At 72.5% G+C, this 16,097-nt stretch carries 14 protein-coding genes; 8 read left to right on the plus strand and 6 right to left on the minus strand.

What is annotated here, in order from left to right; genetic code table 11:
* Both ACTWQO_RS47295 and ACTWQO_RS47300 read right to left on the minus strand, forming a co-directional pair.
* The coding region (locus ACTWQO_RS47295) for a PAS domain-containing protein (RefSeq protein ID WP_443243600.1) at positions 1-1,273 on the minus strand (1,273 nt) is incomplete at its 3' end.
* Positions 1,274-1,395: 122 nt separating this feature from the next.
* The gene (locus ACTWQO_RS47300; RefSeq protein WP_443243601.1) at positions 1,396-1,983 is read right to left on the minus strand and encodes a TetR/AcrR family transcriptional regulator; all 588 of its coding nucleotides are present in this window, start codon (positions 1,981-1,983) and stop codon (positions 1,396-1,398) included.
* 234 nt (positions 1,984-2,217) lie between these two features.
* On the opposite strand from ACTWQO_RS47300, the gene ACTWQO_RS47305 reads away from it, so the two are divergent.
* Genes ACTWQO_RS47305 through ACTWQO_RS47320 form a run of 4 tightly spaced genes read left to right on the plus strand, consistent with a single transcriptional unit; the run spans position 2,218 to position 6,956 of the window.
* Positions 2,218-2,781, plus strand: coding sequence for a 2Fe-2S iron-sulfur cluster-binding protein (locus ACTWQO_RS47305; protein ID WP_443243602.1), 564 nt, complete (start codon positions 2,218-2,220; stop codon positions 2,779-2,781).
* Entirely contained in the window at positions 2,778-3,770 is a 993-nt protein-coding gene (locus tag ACTWQO_RS47310; RefSeq protein ID WP_443243603.1) for an FAD binding domain-containing protein, read from the plus strand. The genes ACTWQO_RS47305 and ACTWQO_RS47310 overlap by 4 nt, the downstream gene beginning before the upstream one ends.
* Complete coding sequence (locus tag ACTWQO_RS47315; protein ID WP_443243604.1) at positions 3,767-5,896, plus strand: xanthine dehydrogenase family protein molybdopterin-binding subunit; 2,130 nt, start codon at positions 3,767-3,769, stop codon at positions 5,894-5,896. The genes ACTWQO_RS47310 and ACTWQO_RS47315 overlap by 4 nt, the downstream gene beginning before the upstream one ends.
* A complete protein-coding gene (locus ACTWQO_RS47320; RefSeq protein WP_443243605.1) occupies positions 5,889-6,956 on the plus strand; it encodes an XdhC family protein in 1,068 nt (355 codons plus the stop codon). Before ACTWQO_RS47315 ends, ACTWQO_RS47320 begins: the two co-directional genes overlap by 8 nt.
* A gap of 3 nt (positions 6,957-6,959) precedes the next feature.
* Here the strand turns inward: ACTWQO_RS47320 and ACTWQO_RS47325 are convergent, their stop codons facing one another.
* Positions 6,960-7,352, minus strand: coding sequence for a DUF5997 family protein (locus tag ACTWQO_RS47325; protein ID WP_443243606.1), 393 nt, complete (start codon positions 7,350-7,352; stop codon positions 6,960-6,962).
* A gap of 58 nt (positions 7,353-7,410) precedes the next feature.
* Between ACTWQO_RS47325 and ACTWQO_RS47330 the strand changes: the two genes are divergently transcribed.
* On the plus strand, positions 7,411-8,172 hold the full coding sequence (locus ACTWQO_RS47330; RefSeq protein WP_443243607.1) for a LysR family substrate-binding domain-containing protein: 762 nt from the start codon (positions 7,411-7,413) through the stop codon (positions 8,170-8,172).
* Between the two features lie 8 nt (positions 8,173-8,180).
* Here the strand turns inward: ACTWQO_RS47330 and ACTWQO_RS47335 are convergent, their stop codons facing one another.
* A complete protein-coding gene (locus ACTWQO_RS47335) occupies positions 8,181-8,510 on the minus strand; it encodes a TfoX/Sxy family protein (RefSeq protein ID WP_443243608.1) in 330 nt (109 codons plus the stop codon).
* A 261-nt stretch (positions 8,511-8,771) separates the two neighbouring features.
* On the opposite strand from ACTWQO_RS47335, the gene ACTWQO_RS47340 reads away from it, so the two are divergent.
* Both ACTWQO_RS47340 and ACTWQO_RS47345 read left to right on the plus strand, forming a co-directional pair.
* Positions 8,772-11,372 (plus strand): ATP-binding protein, encoded by a 2,601-nt coding sequence (locus ACTWQO_RS47340; protein ID WP_443243609.1) that lies wholly within the window; start codon positions 8,772-8,774, stop codon positions 11,370-11,372.
* 107 nt (positions 11,373-11,479) lie between these two features.
* A complete protein-coding gene (locus ACTWQO_RS47345; RefSeq protein WP_443243610.1) occupies positions 11,480-12,895 on the plus strand; it encodes an FAD-binding oxidoreductase in 1,416 nt (471 codons plus the stop codon).
* Between the two features lie 150 nt (positions 12,896-13,045).
* On the opposite strand, the gene ACTWQO_RS47350 is transcribed toward ACTWQO_RS47345, so the two are convergent.
* Both ACTWQO_RS47350 and ACTWQO_RS47355 read right to left on the minus strand, forming a co-directional pair.
* Entirely contained in the window at positions 13,046-13,726 is a 681-nt protein-coding gene (locus tag ACTWQO_RS47350) for an HAD family hydrolase (RefSeq protein WP_443243611.1), read from the minus strand.
* A gap of 19 nt (positions 13,727-13,745) precedes the next feature.
* Complete coding sequence (locus tag ACTWQO_RS47355) at positions 13,746-14,222, minus strand: Lrp/AsnC family transcriptional regulator (RefSeq protein WP_443243612.1); 477 nt, start codon at positions 14,220-14,222, stop codon at positions 13,746-13,748.
* A 194-nt stretch (positions 14,223-14,416) separates the two neighbouring features.
* Between ACTWQO_RS47355 and ACTWQO_RS47360 the strand changes: the two genes are divergently transcribed.
* Positions 14,417-15,907 carry an FUSC family protein gene (locus tag ACTWQO_RS47360; RefSeq protein ID WP_443243613.1) on the plus strand — a complete coding sequence of 497 codons (1,491 nt, stop codon included), beginning with the start codon at positions 14,417-14,419 and terminating at the stop codon, positions 15,905-15,907.
* Positions 15,908-16,097: the final 190 nt, after the last annotated feature.

Here is a 16,097-nt window from a genome sequence, read left to right on the forward strand (position 1 = left end):
CCTGCGAGCTGATCGCCTTGGCGAGTGCCGCCGTCAGTTCGCCGATGCGGGCGGCGCGGTCGGCCTGGGCACGGGCGGCGGCCTCACGTTCGGCCTCCCGGACGCGCCTTTCGTGGATGTCGGTGAAGAAGAAGGCCAGGCCGTCGGGGAGCGGGACCAGCCGCAGATGGGACCAGCGCCCGGTGCCGGGCGCCAGCAGGTCGAGACCCGAGGGAGTGGACCTGGCGACCGCCTCCTCGCACAGCGCCCGCAGCCCGGGAACCCGCAGTGCGGTGAGGTCCCACATCAGCCGGCCGATCAGCTCCTGTCCGGCACCGAGGACCCGCTCGGCCTCCTCGTTGAGGAAGGTGATCCGCCACTGGTGGTCGAGGGTGAGGAACCCGTCGCTCATGTGCCGCAGGGCGCGGCTGATCGCGTCGCGGGCGCTGCGGGACTCGGTGGTGTCCCATACGGTGCCGACCATGCCGACCGGTTGTCCGGTGTCCGCCAGCTTCACCCGGCCGCGCGCCTGGACCCAGCCGATCGTGCCGTCCGGGCGCCGCACCCGGTACTCGGTGCCGTAGGAGGTCCGCTCGCGCAGCGCCTTGTCGACCTCGGCGGCCACGAGCGGCCGGTCGTCGGGATGGACGAGGCCCAGCCAGGTCTCGGCGCGCCCGTCGAATTCGCCCGGTTCGAAGCCGAGCACGGCCAGTCCGGCCTCGTCCAGATCGACCGCGTCGGTGGCCATGGTCCACTCCCAGGACCCGACGTGCACGGCCTCGAGCGCCTGTCGCTGCAGGCTTCCGGGCTGCCGCTCCCGCGGCGTGGGCTCCTTGGGCAGCAGGGGACGGTCCAGCCGTCCGGCGACCCAGGCGGCGACGGCATGCAGGAGGGTCCACTGGGTGGGGCGGGGGGCATGGTGTACGGCGGTCAGGACCGTGAGCGCGCCGAGCGGTCCGTCCGGTCCGGGCAGCGGGACGGTGGCCACACCGCGGTCCGCGCCGGGACGTCCGCCGACGTCGGGGGCGGGATCGGCGGGCAGCCAGCAGCGTGTCCCCTCGCGCACGGCCCGCGCCGGGGGCAGGTCCCCGGTGTCCGGGACGCGCTCCCAGGGTTCGGTCAGCGCCGGGGGCAGCCCGCTGCTCACCAGCAGATGCAGTCCGCGCAGGCCCTCGGGCCCGCCCACGTGGATCAGGCCGCCGACCCCGCCGAGTTCGGCGACAGCGTGCTCCAGGGCGAGACGCAGCGCCTCTGTCACGGCCACGTCGTCGTCGATGGCGCGGAGTATGGCCATCCGCCCGTGCATACCCTCAATATACGCAGAGCGCAAAATTCTCGTCATGCACCGGTGTGTCCCGATTCTGACGGGCCGCTCGACCAGCAGGGCACTCCAACATCGCCTCGGTCGCGCCCTGTTCAGTCGGCCTTCGGCCCCGGCGCTCCCACCCGCAGTCCGTCCATGACCAGGTCGAAGAGGCGGGCGGCACGTGCCTCCCAGTCGCCGTGGGGGTCCATCGCGAACAGGCCGGAGATGGCGAGGATGAAGTCGTCCGCGGTGACGCCGGGGCGGATGGTGCCGGACTTCTCGGCGGCGCGGAGCAGGAGTTCGGCCGCGGAGGTCACCGGGGTGTGATCGGGCTTCGCCTCGGCGCCGGGCGCACTCGTGGCCTGGCGGATCGCGTCCGCCAGTCCGACCTTGGCCATGGCGAACTGGGCGAGCCGGTCCATCCAGTCCCGCAGCGCCCGGTCGGGTTCCCGCGTCTCGAGCAACTGGTGTGCGCAGTCGGCGACCTGCTGCATCTCGTGGCGGTAGATCTCCAGGACGAGCGCCTCGCGGTTGGGGAAGTTCCGGTAGAACGTGCCCTGTCCGACGCCCGCCTTCTTGGCGATCGCGCTCAGCGGGGCGTCGGCGGAGCGGGTCAGCTCGACGAGCGCCACTTCCAGGATGCGCTCACGATTGCGCTGCGCGTCCGAGCGCAGCGGCACGCCCTTCTTCTCCTTCACCCGTGGCCTCCTCGCGGGCTCGCCGAGGAGCCCGGCCTTGCTAAGCGGACAGCTGTCCGGTACGTTTCCTGATAGCGGACAGCTGTCCGGTTAGTTCCCAGCATAGCCGCGACCGAGCCGATCCAGCCACATACTGTGCTGCCTCTTTGCCTCCCGACACGCCCGATTTTCCTATACGCCTGCCTGCCGGAGCGCCTTCTCGGCGCACTCCGGAGCTGTGAAAGAAGGCTGATCATGGCCCCAGCCCCCGCATCGACGTATAGCGCCATCACCCTGAACATCAACGGCGAGAAACGCACGCTCTCCGTCGACCACCGCACCACCCTGCTCGACGCGCTGCGCGAGCGCCTCGATCTCACCGGCACGAAGAAGGGCTGTGACCAGGGCCAATGCGGTGCCTGCACGGTCCTGATCGACGGCCGCCGAGCCGTGTCCTGTCTCCAACTGGCGGTGGCCGTCGAGGGGCGTGAGATCACCACCGTCGAAGGCCTGGCCGACGGCGAACGGCTGCACCCGGTGCAGCAGGCCTTCCTCGACCTCGACGGCTACCAGTGCGGCTACTGCACGCCGGGCCAGATCTGTTCGGCCGTCGCGATGATCGAGGAACACGCGGCGGGGTGGCCGAGTGCCGCCACCGACGACGTACGGCCAGAGACGGGACCGCCGCCACTGACCGCCGACGAGATCCGCGAGCGGATGAGCGGCAACCTGTGCCGCTGCGGAGCGTATGTGTCGATCGTGCAGGCGGTCGCCCAGGCGGCCGAGGCCCGCACCGAGACCACGGAGGCGGCGGCATGAGGGAGTTCGGCTATCAGCGCGTCCTCGACGTGTCCGGCGCCGTCGCGCTCCTCGACGCCGACCCTCAGGCGCGTTTCCTCGGCGGCGGCACCAACCTCGTCGACCTGATGAAGACCGGTGTCGAGCGGCCCGCCCGGCTCGTCGACGTCCGTGAACTGCCCCTGGACCGCATCGAGTCGACGCCCGACGGCGCCCTGCGGATCGGCGCGACCGTCACCAACAGCGACCTGGCCGCCCACCCCGAAGTCCGGCGCCGCTACCCGGCGTTGACGCAGGCGGTGCTGGCCGGAGCGTCCGGGCAGCTGCGCAACATGGCCACGGTCGGCGGAAATCTGCTCCAGCGCACCCGCTGCGGCTACTTCGCCGACGTGAGCCGGCCGTGCAACAAGCGTGTTCCCGGCAGCGGTTGTCCCGCGATCGAGGGCGAGCACCACAACGCGGCCATCCTCGGCGCCTCCGGCCACTGCGTGGCCGTACACCCGTCGGACATGGGCGTGGCGCTCGCCGCCTTCGACGCGGTCGTGTCGTACGAAACCGCCGACGGTCCTGGCGTGTTGCCGCTCGCCGACTTCTATCTGCCGGTCGGTGACACCCCGCACCTGGAGACCGCCGTGCCGCAGGGCGCCCTGATCACCGGCGTCACCCTGCCGCCCGCGCCGGTCGCGGCCCACTCCCGCTACCGCAAGGTGCGCGAGCGTGCCTCGTACGCGTTCGCGATCGGCTCGGTCGCCGCCGCACTCGACGTCGAGGCAGGAGTCGTACGGGAGGTGCGCCTGGCCCTCGGGGCGGTCGCGTCGCGGCCGTGGCGGGCCCGGGAGGCCGAGCGGGTGCTGACCGGCGCACCCGCCGATGCCCACACGTTCGAGGCCGCCGCGGACGCCGAACTGGCCGCGGCCCGGCCCCTGCCCCACAACGGATACAAGGTGACCCTCATGCGCAACCTCATGGTGGCCGTGCTGACCGAACTCGCCCAGGAGACCGCCCGATGACCACCGTCACCCCCCTGAAAGGCTTCGTCGGCACCGCGCACACACGCGTGGAGGGACGCGACAAGGTCACCGGCGCCGCCCGCTACGCGGGCGAGATCCCCTTCGCCGAACTCGCCCACGGCTGGCTGGTGTTGTCCACGGTCGCCCGCGGCCGCATCCGCGCGATGGACACCGAGGCCGTCCTGGCGATGCCCGGCGTCCTCACCGTCCTGCACCACGAAAACGCCCTGCACGTCGAGACCGACTACGCGGGGCTCATGGGGATGAAACCCGACCCGTCCGTCGCCCTCTTCCAGCACGACCGGGTGCCGCACGCGGGCTGGCCCGTGGCACTGGTCGTCGCCCGGACCTCCGAGCAGGCGCGGGAGGCCGCCGAGGCGCTCGTGGTGCACTACGACCAGGAGCCGCACGACGTCGCCTTCACCGACGGGCGTCCGGACGCGTACACGGCGGCGGACACGCCCGTCGCCCCGGCCGTGACCGCGAAGGGCGACCTGGAGGCCGAACTCGCCCGGTCCGCCGTCGTCGTGGACGCGGAATACACCACGCCCGAGGAACACCACAGCCCGATGGAGCCGCACGCCGCCACCGCCCACTGGGACGGCGGCCGTCTCGAAGTCATCGACTCCAACCAGGGCAGCATCTGGGTCCAGGGCGAACTCGCGAACCTGTTCTGCCTCGACCCGGCCTCCGTGCGGGTGCGCTCCGAGCACATCGGCGGCGGCTTCGGATCCAAGGGCGTCCGCGCCCACCAGGTGGCCGCCGTCATGGCCGCGACGGTCCTCCAGCGCCCGGTCCGTGTCGTCCTGACCCGCCGGCAGATGTTCTCGCTGGTCGGCTACCGCAGCCCCACGGCCCAGCGCATCAGGCTCGGCGCCGACCCCGACGGACGCCTGCGCGCCCTGGAGCACCAAGCTCTCAACCTCTCCTCGACGGTGCACGAGTTCCTGGAGCCCAGCGCACTGCCCGGCCGGGTGCTGTACGACGCCGACGCCCACCACACGGCTCACCGGATCGTACGGCTCGACGTACCGACCCCGACCTGGATGCGCGCGCCCGGTGAGGCACCGGGGTCGTTCGCGCTGGAGTCCGCGCTCGACGAACTGGCCGAGAAGTGCGGCGTCGACCCGATCGACCTGCGCGCCCGCAACGAACCCGAGACGGGTCCCGTGTCCGGGCTGCCCTTCGCCGGCCGCCGGCTCCTGCTCGACTGCTTCCGGGAAGGCGCCCGCAGGTTCGGCTGGGCGGACCGCGACCCCCGGCCCGGCCTGCGCCGCGACGGCCGTTGGCTGCTCGGCACCGGCACGGCCGCGGCCACCTTCCACGCGGGCGCCTTCCCCTCCACGGCGGCGATGACGGCGGAGGCGGACGGCACCTTCACCGTCCGGATCTCCGCGTCGGACATCGGCACCGGCGCACGGACCGCCCTCACCCTGATCGCGGCGGACGCGCTCCAGGTGACTCCGGACCGCGTCCGCGTCCTGATCGGCGACAGCGACTTCGGACCGGCGATGATCGCGGGCGGCTCGATGGGCACCAGCTCCTGGGCCTGGGCGATCACCGCGGCGGCGGACGAACTGCGCGAGCGACTCGTCCCGGGTGCCGCCGTCCCGCCCGACGGCATCACCGTCCGCTCGGACACCTCGGCGGCCATCGCCGCCCTGTCACACAAGGAACGGCACTCCTACGGCGCCCACTTCGCCGAGGCCGCCGTCGACGTCACCACCGGCGAGGTACGTGTCCGCCGTATGCTCGGCATCTTCGCGGCGGGCCGGATCGTCAACCCGCTGACCGCCCGCAACCAGTTCGTCGGCGGGATGACCTGGGGTATCTCCATGGCCCTGCACGAAGAGGCGGTTCGCGACCCGGCCTCGGGCGCCCACGTCGGCGCCGACCTCGCGGGCTACCACTTCGCAGCCAACGCCGACGTCCCGCTCATCGAGGCCGACTGGCTGCGGGAGGAACCGGACGCCGACGACCCCATCGGCATCAAGGGCATCGGCGAGATCGGCATCGTGGGCGCCGCCGCTGCCGTCGCCAACGCGGTCTGGCACGCGACCGGCGTACGCCACCGCAGCCTCCCGATCCGCCCCGACCGGGTCCTCCAGGCAGGCCGACATGCTTGACCTCGCAACCGAGTTGACCAAGTGGGCGAAGGAGGGCCGCGACTTCGCCGTCGCCACCGTCATCTCCGTCGGTGGCAGCGCCCCCCGCCCACCCGGCGCCGCCCTCGCCGTCGACACCACCGGCACAGCCATCGGCTCGGTGTCCGGCGGCTGCGTGGAGGGCGCGGTGTACGACCTGTGCGTCCAGGCCCTCGAGAACGGCGAGACGGTCGTCGAACGCTTCGGCTACAGCGACGAGGACGCGTTCGCGGTGGGGCTGACATGCGGCGGCGTGATCGAGGTCTTGGTCACGCCGGTTACCCGGGACACCCCTGACCGGGAGGTGTACGAGACGGCGCTGTCGCAGGCGGCACAGGAGAAGCCGACGACGCTTGCCCGGGTGATACGCGGACCGGCCGAACTTCTGGGCAGGCCTGTGCTGGCGCCCCCTCAGGGGCGCGGGGCTGTGACATATGCGGCTCCGCCGCGTGGGCGCGACCAGCCACAACGGACCGGCACTGTCGAATGCGACGGCCTCACCCTCTTCATAGAAACCCACACCCCACCACCCCGCATGATCATCTTCGGCGCGATCGACTTCGCCGCCGCCCTATCCCGCACCGGCAAGTTCCTCGGCTACCACGTCACCGTGTGCGACGCACGCCCCGTCTTCGCCACCCGCGCCCGCTTCCCCGAGGCGGACGAGATCGTGGTCGAGTGGCCGGACAGCTACCTCCGGCGCACGGAGACCGACGAGCGCACGGTGCTGTGCGTACTGACCCACGACGCCAAGTTCGACGTACCGCTGCTGGAGACGGCCCTGCGACTGCCGGTCGCGTACGTCGGAGCGATGGGCTCACGCCGTACGCATGAGGACAGGAACCGGCGACTGCGTGAAGTCGGGCTCACGGAAAGCGAGTTGGCCGGGCTACGCTCACCCATCGGCCTCGACCTGGGCGCCCGCACACCGGAGGAGACCGCGCTCTCCATCGCCGCGGAGATCGTCGCGGCCCGGCACGGCGGGACGGGCGTACCGCTCACTGATTCAGGGACGCCGATTCACCAATTCACCGCGCCGTAGCGACTAGTCGGTCCCAGCGGAGCGCTCCGTGTTCTTCTTCTTGATGCGGGCCGCTTCCTTGCGGACCTCTGCCTGGGTGGCCCGCTCCTTCTCCAGCCACTCGGGCATGTCCTTCTTCAGGGCCTCGATCTGCTCGGTGGTGAGGGGCTCGGTGATCCCGCCGCGCCCCAGACCCGCGATGGACACGCCGAGCTTGGCCGCGACGACCGGACGCGGGTGCGGGCCGTTGGCGCGCAGGTCCTGCAGCCACTGCGGCGGATCGGCCTGGAGCGCGTTCAGCTCGGTTCGCGAGACGACACCCTCCTGGAACTCGGCGGGGGTGGCCTCGAGGTACACACCCAGTTTCTTCGCCGCGGTCGCGGGCTTCATGGTCTGGGTGGTCTGGTGCGACTTCATGCTGTCAAGACTAACGACCGGGCAAGAGACCTCCGACCACGCCGGGTAACCTGGCGGAGTGACAGGCTCGGAAAGTTCCCCCTCGTTCCGGCTCGCGTACGTCCCTGGGGTGACGCCCGCCAAGTGGGTGCGGATCTGGAACGAGCGCCTGCCCGACGTCCCGCTCGACCTGGTCGCCGTACCGGCCGCGGAAGCATCCGACGTCTTGCGCGAAGGCGGCGCGGACGCGGGTTTCGTACGGCTCCCGGTGGACCGTACGTTCTTCAGCGCGATCCCCCTCTACACCGAGACGACGGTCGTCATGGTGCCCAAGGACCACCTGGTGACGGCGGCCGAAGAGGTGTCCGTCGAGGATCTCGCCGACGAGGTGGTGTTCCACCCCCTTGACGACGTCTTCGACTGGGAGCGCCCGCCCGGACAGCCCTCCTTCGAGCGCCCCGCCACCACGGAGGACGCCGTCGAGCTGGTGGCGGCGGGCGTGGGGCTGCTCGTCGTACCCCAGTCGCTCGCCCGTCTCTACCACCGCCGGGACCTGACCTACCGGCCCGTCGTGGACGCCCCTCAGTCGAGCGTCGTCCTGTCGTGGCCCGAGGAGGCGACCACCGAGCTGGTCGAGGACTTCATCGGGATCGTCCGCGGGCGGACGGTCAACAGCACGAGGGGACGTACGCAGCCTGCTGCTCAGCCCCAGCCTCAGTCTCAGCCGAAGGCCAAGCGGGCCGAGGCGTCCGGGACGCGGCGCAAGCCCGCGGCGGGAAAGCCCACCCGCGGCGGTGGCGCCAAGGGCGCGAAACGCGGCAAGCCCCGCCGCCGGTCGTAGCCGGAGGCTCACTTCGGCGGCAGGCTCGCCGCGAACGCGTGTCCCTGGTCGACCCACGCCCCGAGGTCGGCGTCCTCCGCCAGCGCGGAGCCGTCGACGAGGATCCAGCCGCGCATAGGCCGTCCCGTCATGTCGAAGACCCGGGTACCGGGCCGGGCCAGCGCCGCCTCGGTGGCGTCCGGGCCGACCCGGACCATGAGGTCGTCGCCGCTCACCCCGACGGCCATGTTGCCGCGGTGCAGGAAGGCGAGGCCGCCGAACATCTTCTTCTCGGTGACCTCCGGGTCCGGGCCCAGGCGCGCCCTGATCCGCTCGGCCAGTCCTTCGTCGTACGCCATGACGGTCCTCGTTCCTGGAGTCCGCGGTGCCGACTCCAGGATCCCCGCGCGGGGCGGCGGGTGCGCGCCGTTGCTCCTCCGCGAATCGACTGGCTGATGAGAGTCGATAGGTCGAACACTGTACGAGTGATCGACCGGACGGTAGGGAGGGGGCGGGTGAGCGTCAACGGGGCGGGAGCGTTCGGTTCCGGCCGACTACGCCCGGCACCGGGGGAACGCTTGCCCGCGCCGCAGGCGCCCCCGGGTGGCAGAATCTGCCCCGTGGACTGGGGGATCCTCGAACGCGAGGCCGAGCTGGCGCGACTGGCCACGGCCGCACAAGAGGCGGCGGACGGGGCCGGATCCGTGGCGCTCGTCTTCGGGGAGGCCGGGATCGGCAAGTCGAGCCTGGTCAAGGCGATGCCGGACCGGCTGCCCGGCGGGGCGCGCGTGCTGGTGGGCCAGTGCGACGACCTCGCCACCCGACGGCCCCTCGGCCCGTTCCGCGACCTCATCGGCAGCATCGGCGCCGAACTGGCGCAGGCCGTGATGGAGGGCGTCGACCGGCATCGGGTGTACGAGGCCCTGCTGGGGGAGTTGGCCGGGGTACCGCATCCGGCCGTGCTCGTCGTCGAGGACGTCCACTGGGCCGACGAGGCGTCGCTGGACGCCCTGCGGTTTCTGGTGCGCCGAATGGAGAGGTTGCCCGCGGTCCTCGTACTCACCTACCGGGACGACGAGTTGAGCCGCGAGCACCCCCTGCGGCATGTGCTGGGCCAGGTGTCCCGCGCCGACCGGGTGCACCGTCTGCCGCTGGCCCGGCTGTCCCGGGACGCGGTACGCACGCTCAGCGCCGCCAGCCGCCTCGATCCGGCGCAGGTGTACGACGTGACGTCGGGAAACCCCTTCTTCGTCGCCGAGGTCGTCGCGGCGGGCGGCACCGGGGGAGTGCCGCCCACCGTCGTGGACGCGGTACTGGCCCGGCTGCGCGGACTGGACGCACCGACCGTGGACGCCCTGGAGCAGCTGGCCGTCGTCCCCTCGGCCGTCGAACGCACCCTCGTCGACGCGCTCGTCACCGACGGATTGGCCGTCCTCGCGACGGCCGAGCAACGCGGCCTGCTGACCGTGACCCCGGAGCGGGTCGCGTTCCGGCACGAGCTGATCCGCCGGGCCGTCGCCGACTCCCTGCCCGCCGCGCGCCGGATCGAACTGGACCGCAACGTCCTGGCCGCGCTCGTCGCCCGCCCCGGCACCGACCCCGCCCGCATCGTCCACCACGCCGCCCAGGCCGGCGACCGCGACGCCGTCGCCCGCTACGGACCCGACGCGGCCCGGGACGCCGCCGGCGCCGGCGCCCACCGCGAGGCCGCCGCCCACCTCCGGCTCGTCCTGCGCGAACGGCACCGCTACGCCCCGGCCGAACTCGCCGACCTGCTCGAACGCTTCGCCGTGGAGAGCTACACCATCGCCGACTCCGCCTCCGCCGTCACCGCCCAGCGTGACGCCGTCGCCCTGCGCCGCTCCCTCGGCGACACCCTCGCCCTCGGTGCCGATCTGCGCTGGCTGTCCCGGATCCACTGGTGGGCCGGCGACGCCGAGGAAGCGCAGACGGCTGCGCGGGAGGCCATCGCCGTCCTCGAACACGCGGGTGACGACCGGTTGCTGGCGCTCGCGCTGAGCAACACCTCCCAGCTGCGGATGCTGTCCGACCGTTACGCCGAGGCGATCGCGTACGGCGAGCGGGCCATCGAGCTGGCCCGCAAGGCAGCCGACCGGGCGATCCTCGCGCACGCCCTCAACAACGTGGGCAGCGCCCGCTGGAAGGGCGGAGACCCGGGCGGGCGCGCACAGGTCGAGGAGAGCCTCGACGTCGCACTCGCCGCGGGCGAGGTCGAGCACGCCTGCCGGTCCTACGCCAACATCATCTGGACCCTGCTGGAAAACGCCCAGTACTCCGAGGCCGAGACCTTCCTGCCGCCGGCGATGGATCTGGCCGAACGCGCCGAACACGTCGGCTTCCTCAACTATCTCCACGTCGAGCTGGCCATCCGCCGACTGGCGGCCGGGGACTGGGACGACGCAGAGAAACAGGCCGAGTACGGCATGCACGACTTCGTCCCGGCCCGCTGCCCGGCGCTCACCGTGCTCGCCCGCGTCCGCATCCGGCGCGGCCGGCCCGGCGCCGGCGAACTCCTCGAAGAGGCCTGGAAGATCGCCGTGACCACGGGCGAACTGCAGCGCACGGTGCCGGTGGCGGCCGCGCTGGCGGAGGCGGCGTGGCTGCGCGGCGACCTGGCGGGGGTGGCCGAGGCCGCCGGGCCGGTCCACGCCCAGGCCCGCCACCTCGCGGTCGGCCCCTACCAGGCCGAACTCGGCTACTGGCTCGCCAAGGCCGGACACCGCGTCCCGGCCGACGGCTCGGACCATCCGTACGCCGTGCAGGCCGCCGGTGACTGGCGCCGGGCGGCGGCGCTCTGGGGGGCGGCGGGCTGCCCGTACGAACAGGCCGCGGCCCTGGCGGAAAGCCCCGACCCGGCCGACAGACTCACCGCGCTCGCCGCCCTCGACACGCTGGGCGCCGAGCCGCTTGCCCGGCTGATCCGCGCCGAACTGCGCCGGCTCGGCGTCCGCCGGATCCCCCGCGGCCCGCACGCGGTCACCCGGGGCAACCCCGCCGGCCTGACCGAACGCCAGTTCCAGGTCATGCGGCTGCTGGCGGAGGGCCTGACCAACCCGGAGATCGCCGACCGGCTGGTCGTATCGGTGCGCACGGTCGACAACCACGTACGCGCCGTCCTGGAAAAGCTCGACGCGCCCACCCGGCGCCAGGCCGCCGCGCGTGCGGCCGAGCTGGGGCTGCTGGCGGGACCCGAAACGTAGGTACGTCATCGCGCCGAGCTGGGTGACCCGCACGGATGCCCGGAAGGCCGTATCGCACTAGAAATAGGCGAATCCGGCCGTAATCGGACACAGGAACGGGGAACCGCATGTCCAGCACACCCGCCCAGGCCGCACGCCGTGAACTGACAGGCTTCACCGGTGACTTGACCGGACCCGACGACTCCGGCTACCAGGACGCCCGTGCCGTCTACAACGGCATGATCGACAAACGTCCCGCACTCGTCGCGCGCTGCGCCGACGCCGACGCCGTGGCCCGAGTGATCGGCTTCGCCCGCGCCCACGACCTGCCGCTCGCGGTCCGCGGCGGCGGCCACCATGGCGCCGGGCTCGGCACCGTCGACGGCGGTGTCGTCGCCGATCTGTCGCCGCTCAAGGACATCCACGTGGACCCCGAGGCCCGGACGGTCCGGGTCGGCGGCGGCTGCGTGTGGGGCGAGGTCGACCGCGCCACCAACGCGCACGGACTCGCCACACCCAGCGGCATCATCTCCACCACCGGCGTCGGCGGCCTCACCACCGGCGGCGGGCTCGGCCACCTGACCCGCAAGTGCGGGCTGACCATCGACAACCTGCTGGAGGCCGACCTGGTGCTGGCCGACGGCCGGCAGGTGCGGGCCGCCGCCGACGAGAACAGCGACCTGTTCTGGGCGATCCGCGGAGGCGGCGGCAACTTCGGCGTCGTGACGTCGTTCGTGTTCCGGCTGCACGAGGTGAGCACGGTCGTCGCCGGTCCGACCTTCTGGCCCGTCGAGATCAGCGCCGAAGTCCTCACCGCCTACCGGGACTTCCTGCCGAACGCACCCCGCGAACTCAACGGCTTCTTCCTGCACGGAACGGTCCCGCCGGCCCCGCCGTTCCCCGAGGAACTCCACTTGCGCAAGATCGCCGGCGTCGTGTGGTGCTACACGGGCGACGACACCGAGGCCGCCGCCCGCGAGATGGCCCCGCTGCTCGACGCCCTGCCGACACCCCTGCTGCACGCGCCCGGCCCGATGCCCCACCCCGACCTGCAGTCCATGTTCGACGGCCTCTACCCGCCGGGCCACCAGTGGTACTGGCGCGCCGACTTCGTCAACAACATCCCGGACGAGGCCGTCGAACTCCACGCCAAGTTCGGCGCCGAGGTGCCCACCATGCAGTCGACGATGCACCTCTACCCGATCGACGGCGCCGCCCACGACGTCGGGCCCACGGACACCCCCTGGGCCTACCGCGAGGCCCGCTGGGCCTCCGTCTACGCGGGCGTCGACCCCGACCCGGCCAACGCCGACCTCGTCAAGCGGTGGACCGTCGACTACTTCGAGGCCCTGCACCCGCACTCGGCGGGCGGCGCCTACGTGAACATGATGATGGACGAGGGCCAGGAGCGGGTCCGCGCGAGCTACCGCGGCAACTACGACCGCCTGGCCCGCATCAAGGCCGACCGCGACCCGGACAACGTCTTCCGCCTCAACCAGAACATCCAGCCCGCCCCGAAACCGCGGTACGAAGCGCGGCCCTGAGCGGTTGGACAGCCGAGCGGCCATGGTGAAGTCCGGTGCGGCACCGCGCCCCGAAAGGGGCGCGGGGCTGTGTCAATATGCGGCTCCGCCGCGCGGGCGCGACCAGCCACGACGGACCCGCGGTCGACGCACCGGACTTCCAGCGGAGCGCTAGCGCGTGAGCCACTCGTACGCAGCCCGTGCCGTGAACTCCTTCTGACCGCCGCGCAGGAGCAGCCCCGCGGTCGCGAACTCCGGGGCGTCGGCCTGCGCGGCGACATACGGGATGGCGATGCAGCGCATCCCGGCCGCTTGGGCCGCGGCGGCACCCGGTGCCGCGTCCTCCAGGACCACACAGTCGGCCGGGGCCGCGCCGAGCCGGCGGGCCGCCTCCAGGAAGACATCGGGGGCGGGCTTGCCGCGAGCGACCTCGTCGGCCGACACGACGGTGCGCAACCGGGCGTCCAGGCCGGTGCCGGCCAGGATCGCCTCGATGGCCTCGGGTGACGAACCCGAGGCCACGGCCATGGGCACGCCCGCACGGGCCAGTAGCTCCACGAACGTGCGCATCTCGGGGTACGCGCGCGTGGCCCTGCGGGCCAGCTCCAGATAGGCACGGTTCTTCGCGGCGAGCAGCTCGGCGACCGACGCGCGCAAGCCGTATCGCTCCTTCCACAGCGCCACCGTCTCCTGCGTGCTGATCCCGACGTACCGCTCGTGATCCGCCCAGGTGAAGTCCGGGACGCCGTGCTCGGCGAGGACCCGACGGCCCGCTTCGAAGTAGTTGGGCTCGCTGTCCACGAGCGTTCCGTCGAGATCGAAGATGACCGCGGTGGGGCCGAGATTGTTCATGGGTCCAGGATGCCAACCGTCATTTCCCTGCCGCGCGGCCGATCGACTCGACCAGCGGCAGCAGCCGGTGCGGAACGCGTTCACGCAGGGCCACCTCGCTCCGGGTGCGGACGACGCCCGGCAGGCTGATCAGCTTCTGGATCACGTCCTCCAGGTGCGCGTTGTCCCGCGCCACCACCCGGGTCAGCAGATCCCCGCCGCCCGTGATCGAGAAGGCCTCCACGATCTCCGGTACGGCGGCCAGCGCATCGCCCACGTCGTCGAGATGGCCCTGCGTGACCTCGATGTGCACGAACGCCAGCACCGGATGGCCGAGCGCGGCGGGGGAGAGCGTCGGGCCGGTCCCGGTGATCACACCGTCCCGCTCCAACCGGTCCAGGCGGGCCTGCAACGTCCCGCGGGCGACGCCGAGGATACGGGCGTACTCACGCACGCTCGTCCGGGGCTGCTCCAGCAGCAGCCGCAGGATGCGGGTGTCGAGCTCGTCCACGGCCATGGCGGTCAGTCTCCTCGTTCCTGGTCCGTTGGCTCGTCGATGGACGAGCCGGATCCGATATGTCTGTGCCAATGGTCCAGCATTCCAAGCACCACTTGAGCCAGGATGCGCCTTGATGCTGCAATGAACCCGTCGATGGCGCTGCGGATCCCGCGGCGCCTTTTTCGTGCCGTTGTCCAAGGGGGCGGGAAGCAGTGCTGAAGAGGGTGTTCATGGCTCCGGACCCGGGGCGGCTGCGGCTGCGTTTCGCCACCCGGGCCGTGCTCGGCGTCGGCCTCGCGGTCGTCGTCTGCGGCCTGGCCGGCCACTCGCTCGCCGGTGCCGTCACCGGCGGCCTCGCCGCGCTGCTCGCCCTGTTCACCGTCACCGACGCCACCGTCCGCGGGCAGGCGGTCACCACCGTGCTGCTGCCTGCCGTCGGCCTGCCCGTCCTCGCCGCCGCGGCCGAGCTGCACGACCAGCCCGTGGCCCGGGACCTCACCTTCCTCGCCGTGGTCGGCGCGGGCGTGTACGCACGTCGCTGGGGCCCGCGCGGACACAGCCTCGGCGTGTTCGCGTTCATGACCTACTTCGTGGCGCAGTTCCTGCACGCGACCCCCAGGCAGCTGCCCGAGCTGTACGCCGCCGTCCTCCTCTCCGTCCTCACCGCCTCGGCGGTCCGCTTCGGGCTGTGGTGCTACGAGCGCCGGCTGCCCCCGGCCCCCGCGCCCGCCCCGCCGTCCGGCACCGGCCTGGCCCGCGTGACCACCCGCCAGGCGATCCAGGCGACCGCCGGCGCGGGCTTCGCCCTCGTCGTGGGCCAGTTGCTCTCCGGAGAGCGCTGGTACTGGGCCGTCGGCGCCACCTGGTGGGTCTTCGTCAACACCACCTCGCGCGGCGAGACCCTGGTCCGGGGCTTCCGCCGCGTCCTCGGCACCGTGATCGGCATCGGCCTCGGCCTGCTCGTCGCGGTCCCCCTGCACGGGGCCGCCGTCCCCACGGCCGTCCTCCTCGCCGCCTGCGTCTTCGGCATCTTCTACACGGCCGCCGTGTCGTACACCTGGATGATGCTCTGCGTGACGGTGCTCGCCGAGCTGCTCTACGGCCTGCTGGGCGTCCTCGATCCCGCGCTGCTCGCGCTGCGGTTCGCGGAGACCGGCGTGGGCGCGCTCGGTGCCGTCCTGGCCGTGCTCTTCGTGCTGCCCGTCACCACCCACACCGTCACCGACGCCTGGATCCGGCGCGCCCTGCGCTGCGTCCACGCCTGCACCGCCGAGGCCGCCGCCCGCCTCGCCGGAAACGAGGGCGCCGACCCGACCGCCCGGGTGGCCGAACTGGAGCAGCTGCTCGGCCGCGTACGGCTCTCGGTCGCCCCGCTCGTCCACCCGCTCAACCCGATGCTCGGCCGCAAGCGGCGCGCCCGCCGGGTGCTCGCCCTGCTCGACGACTGCGCCCGGGAGATCCGCGGCCTGGCCGCCGTCGCCGCCGACCCCGAGGCTTCGCACGACGCACGCCTCGCCGCTGCCTGCTGGCGTGTCGAGACTGCCGTTGAAGCGCTCACCGACGGTGGCGTCATCCCCGAGTCCGCCATCGAGGCCACCGCGACGGAGCCGGCGCTGGCCCACCTGCATGGCGTGGAGCGGGCCCTCGCGGACCTCGCGAAGCCGCTGCGGGCGCCGTCGCGCTCGCCGCTCGTCGGAGCGTGAGATCCCCGGCGGCCCCGGATTTGGTCTAGACCGATCGTGATCGACTGCTAGCGTCACCCCCGACAACACAGGGCACCGAGAGGGGACAGCGGTGGCAGACGGCGGCAGGCGGCAGCGGCGGGCCTTCATCGGGTCGTTCACGGCGGCCGGGGGCGCCGGGATCGTGACGGCGGCCGTGGACCCGGACACC

The organism is Streptomyces sp. 4N124, from assembly GCF_052245395.1.
GTDB lineage: Bacteria > Actinomycetota > Actinomycetes > Streptomycetales > Streptomycetaceae > Streptomyces.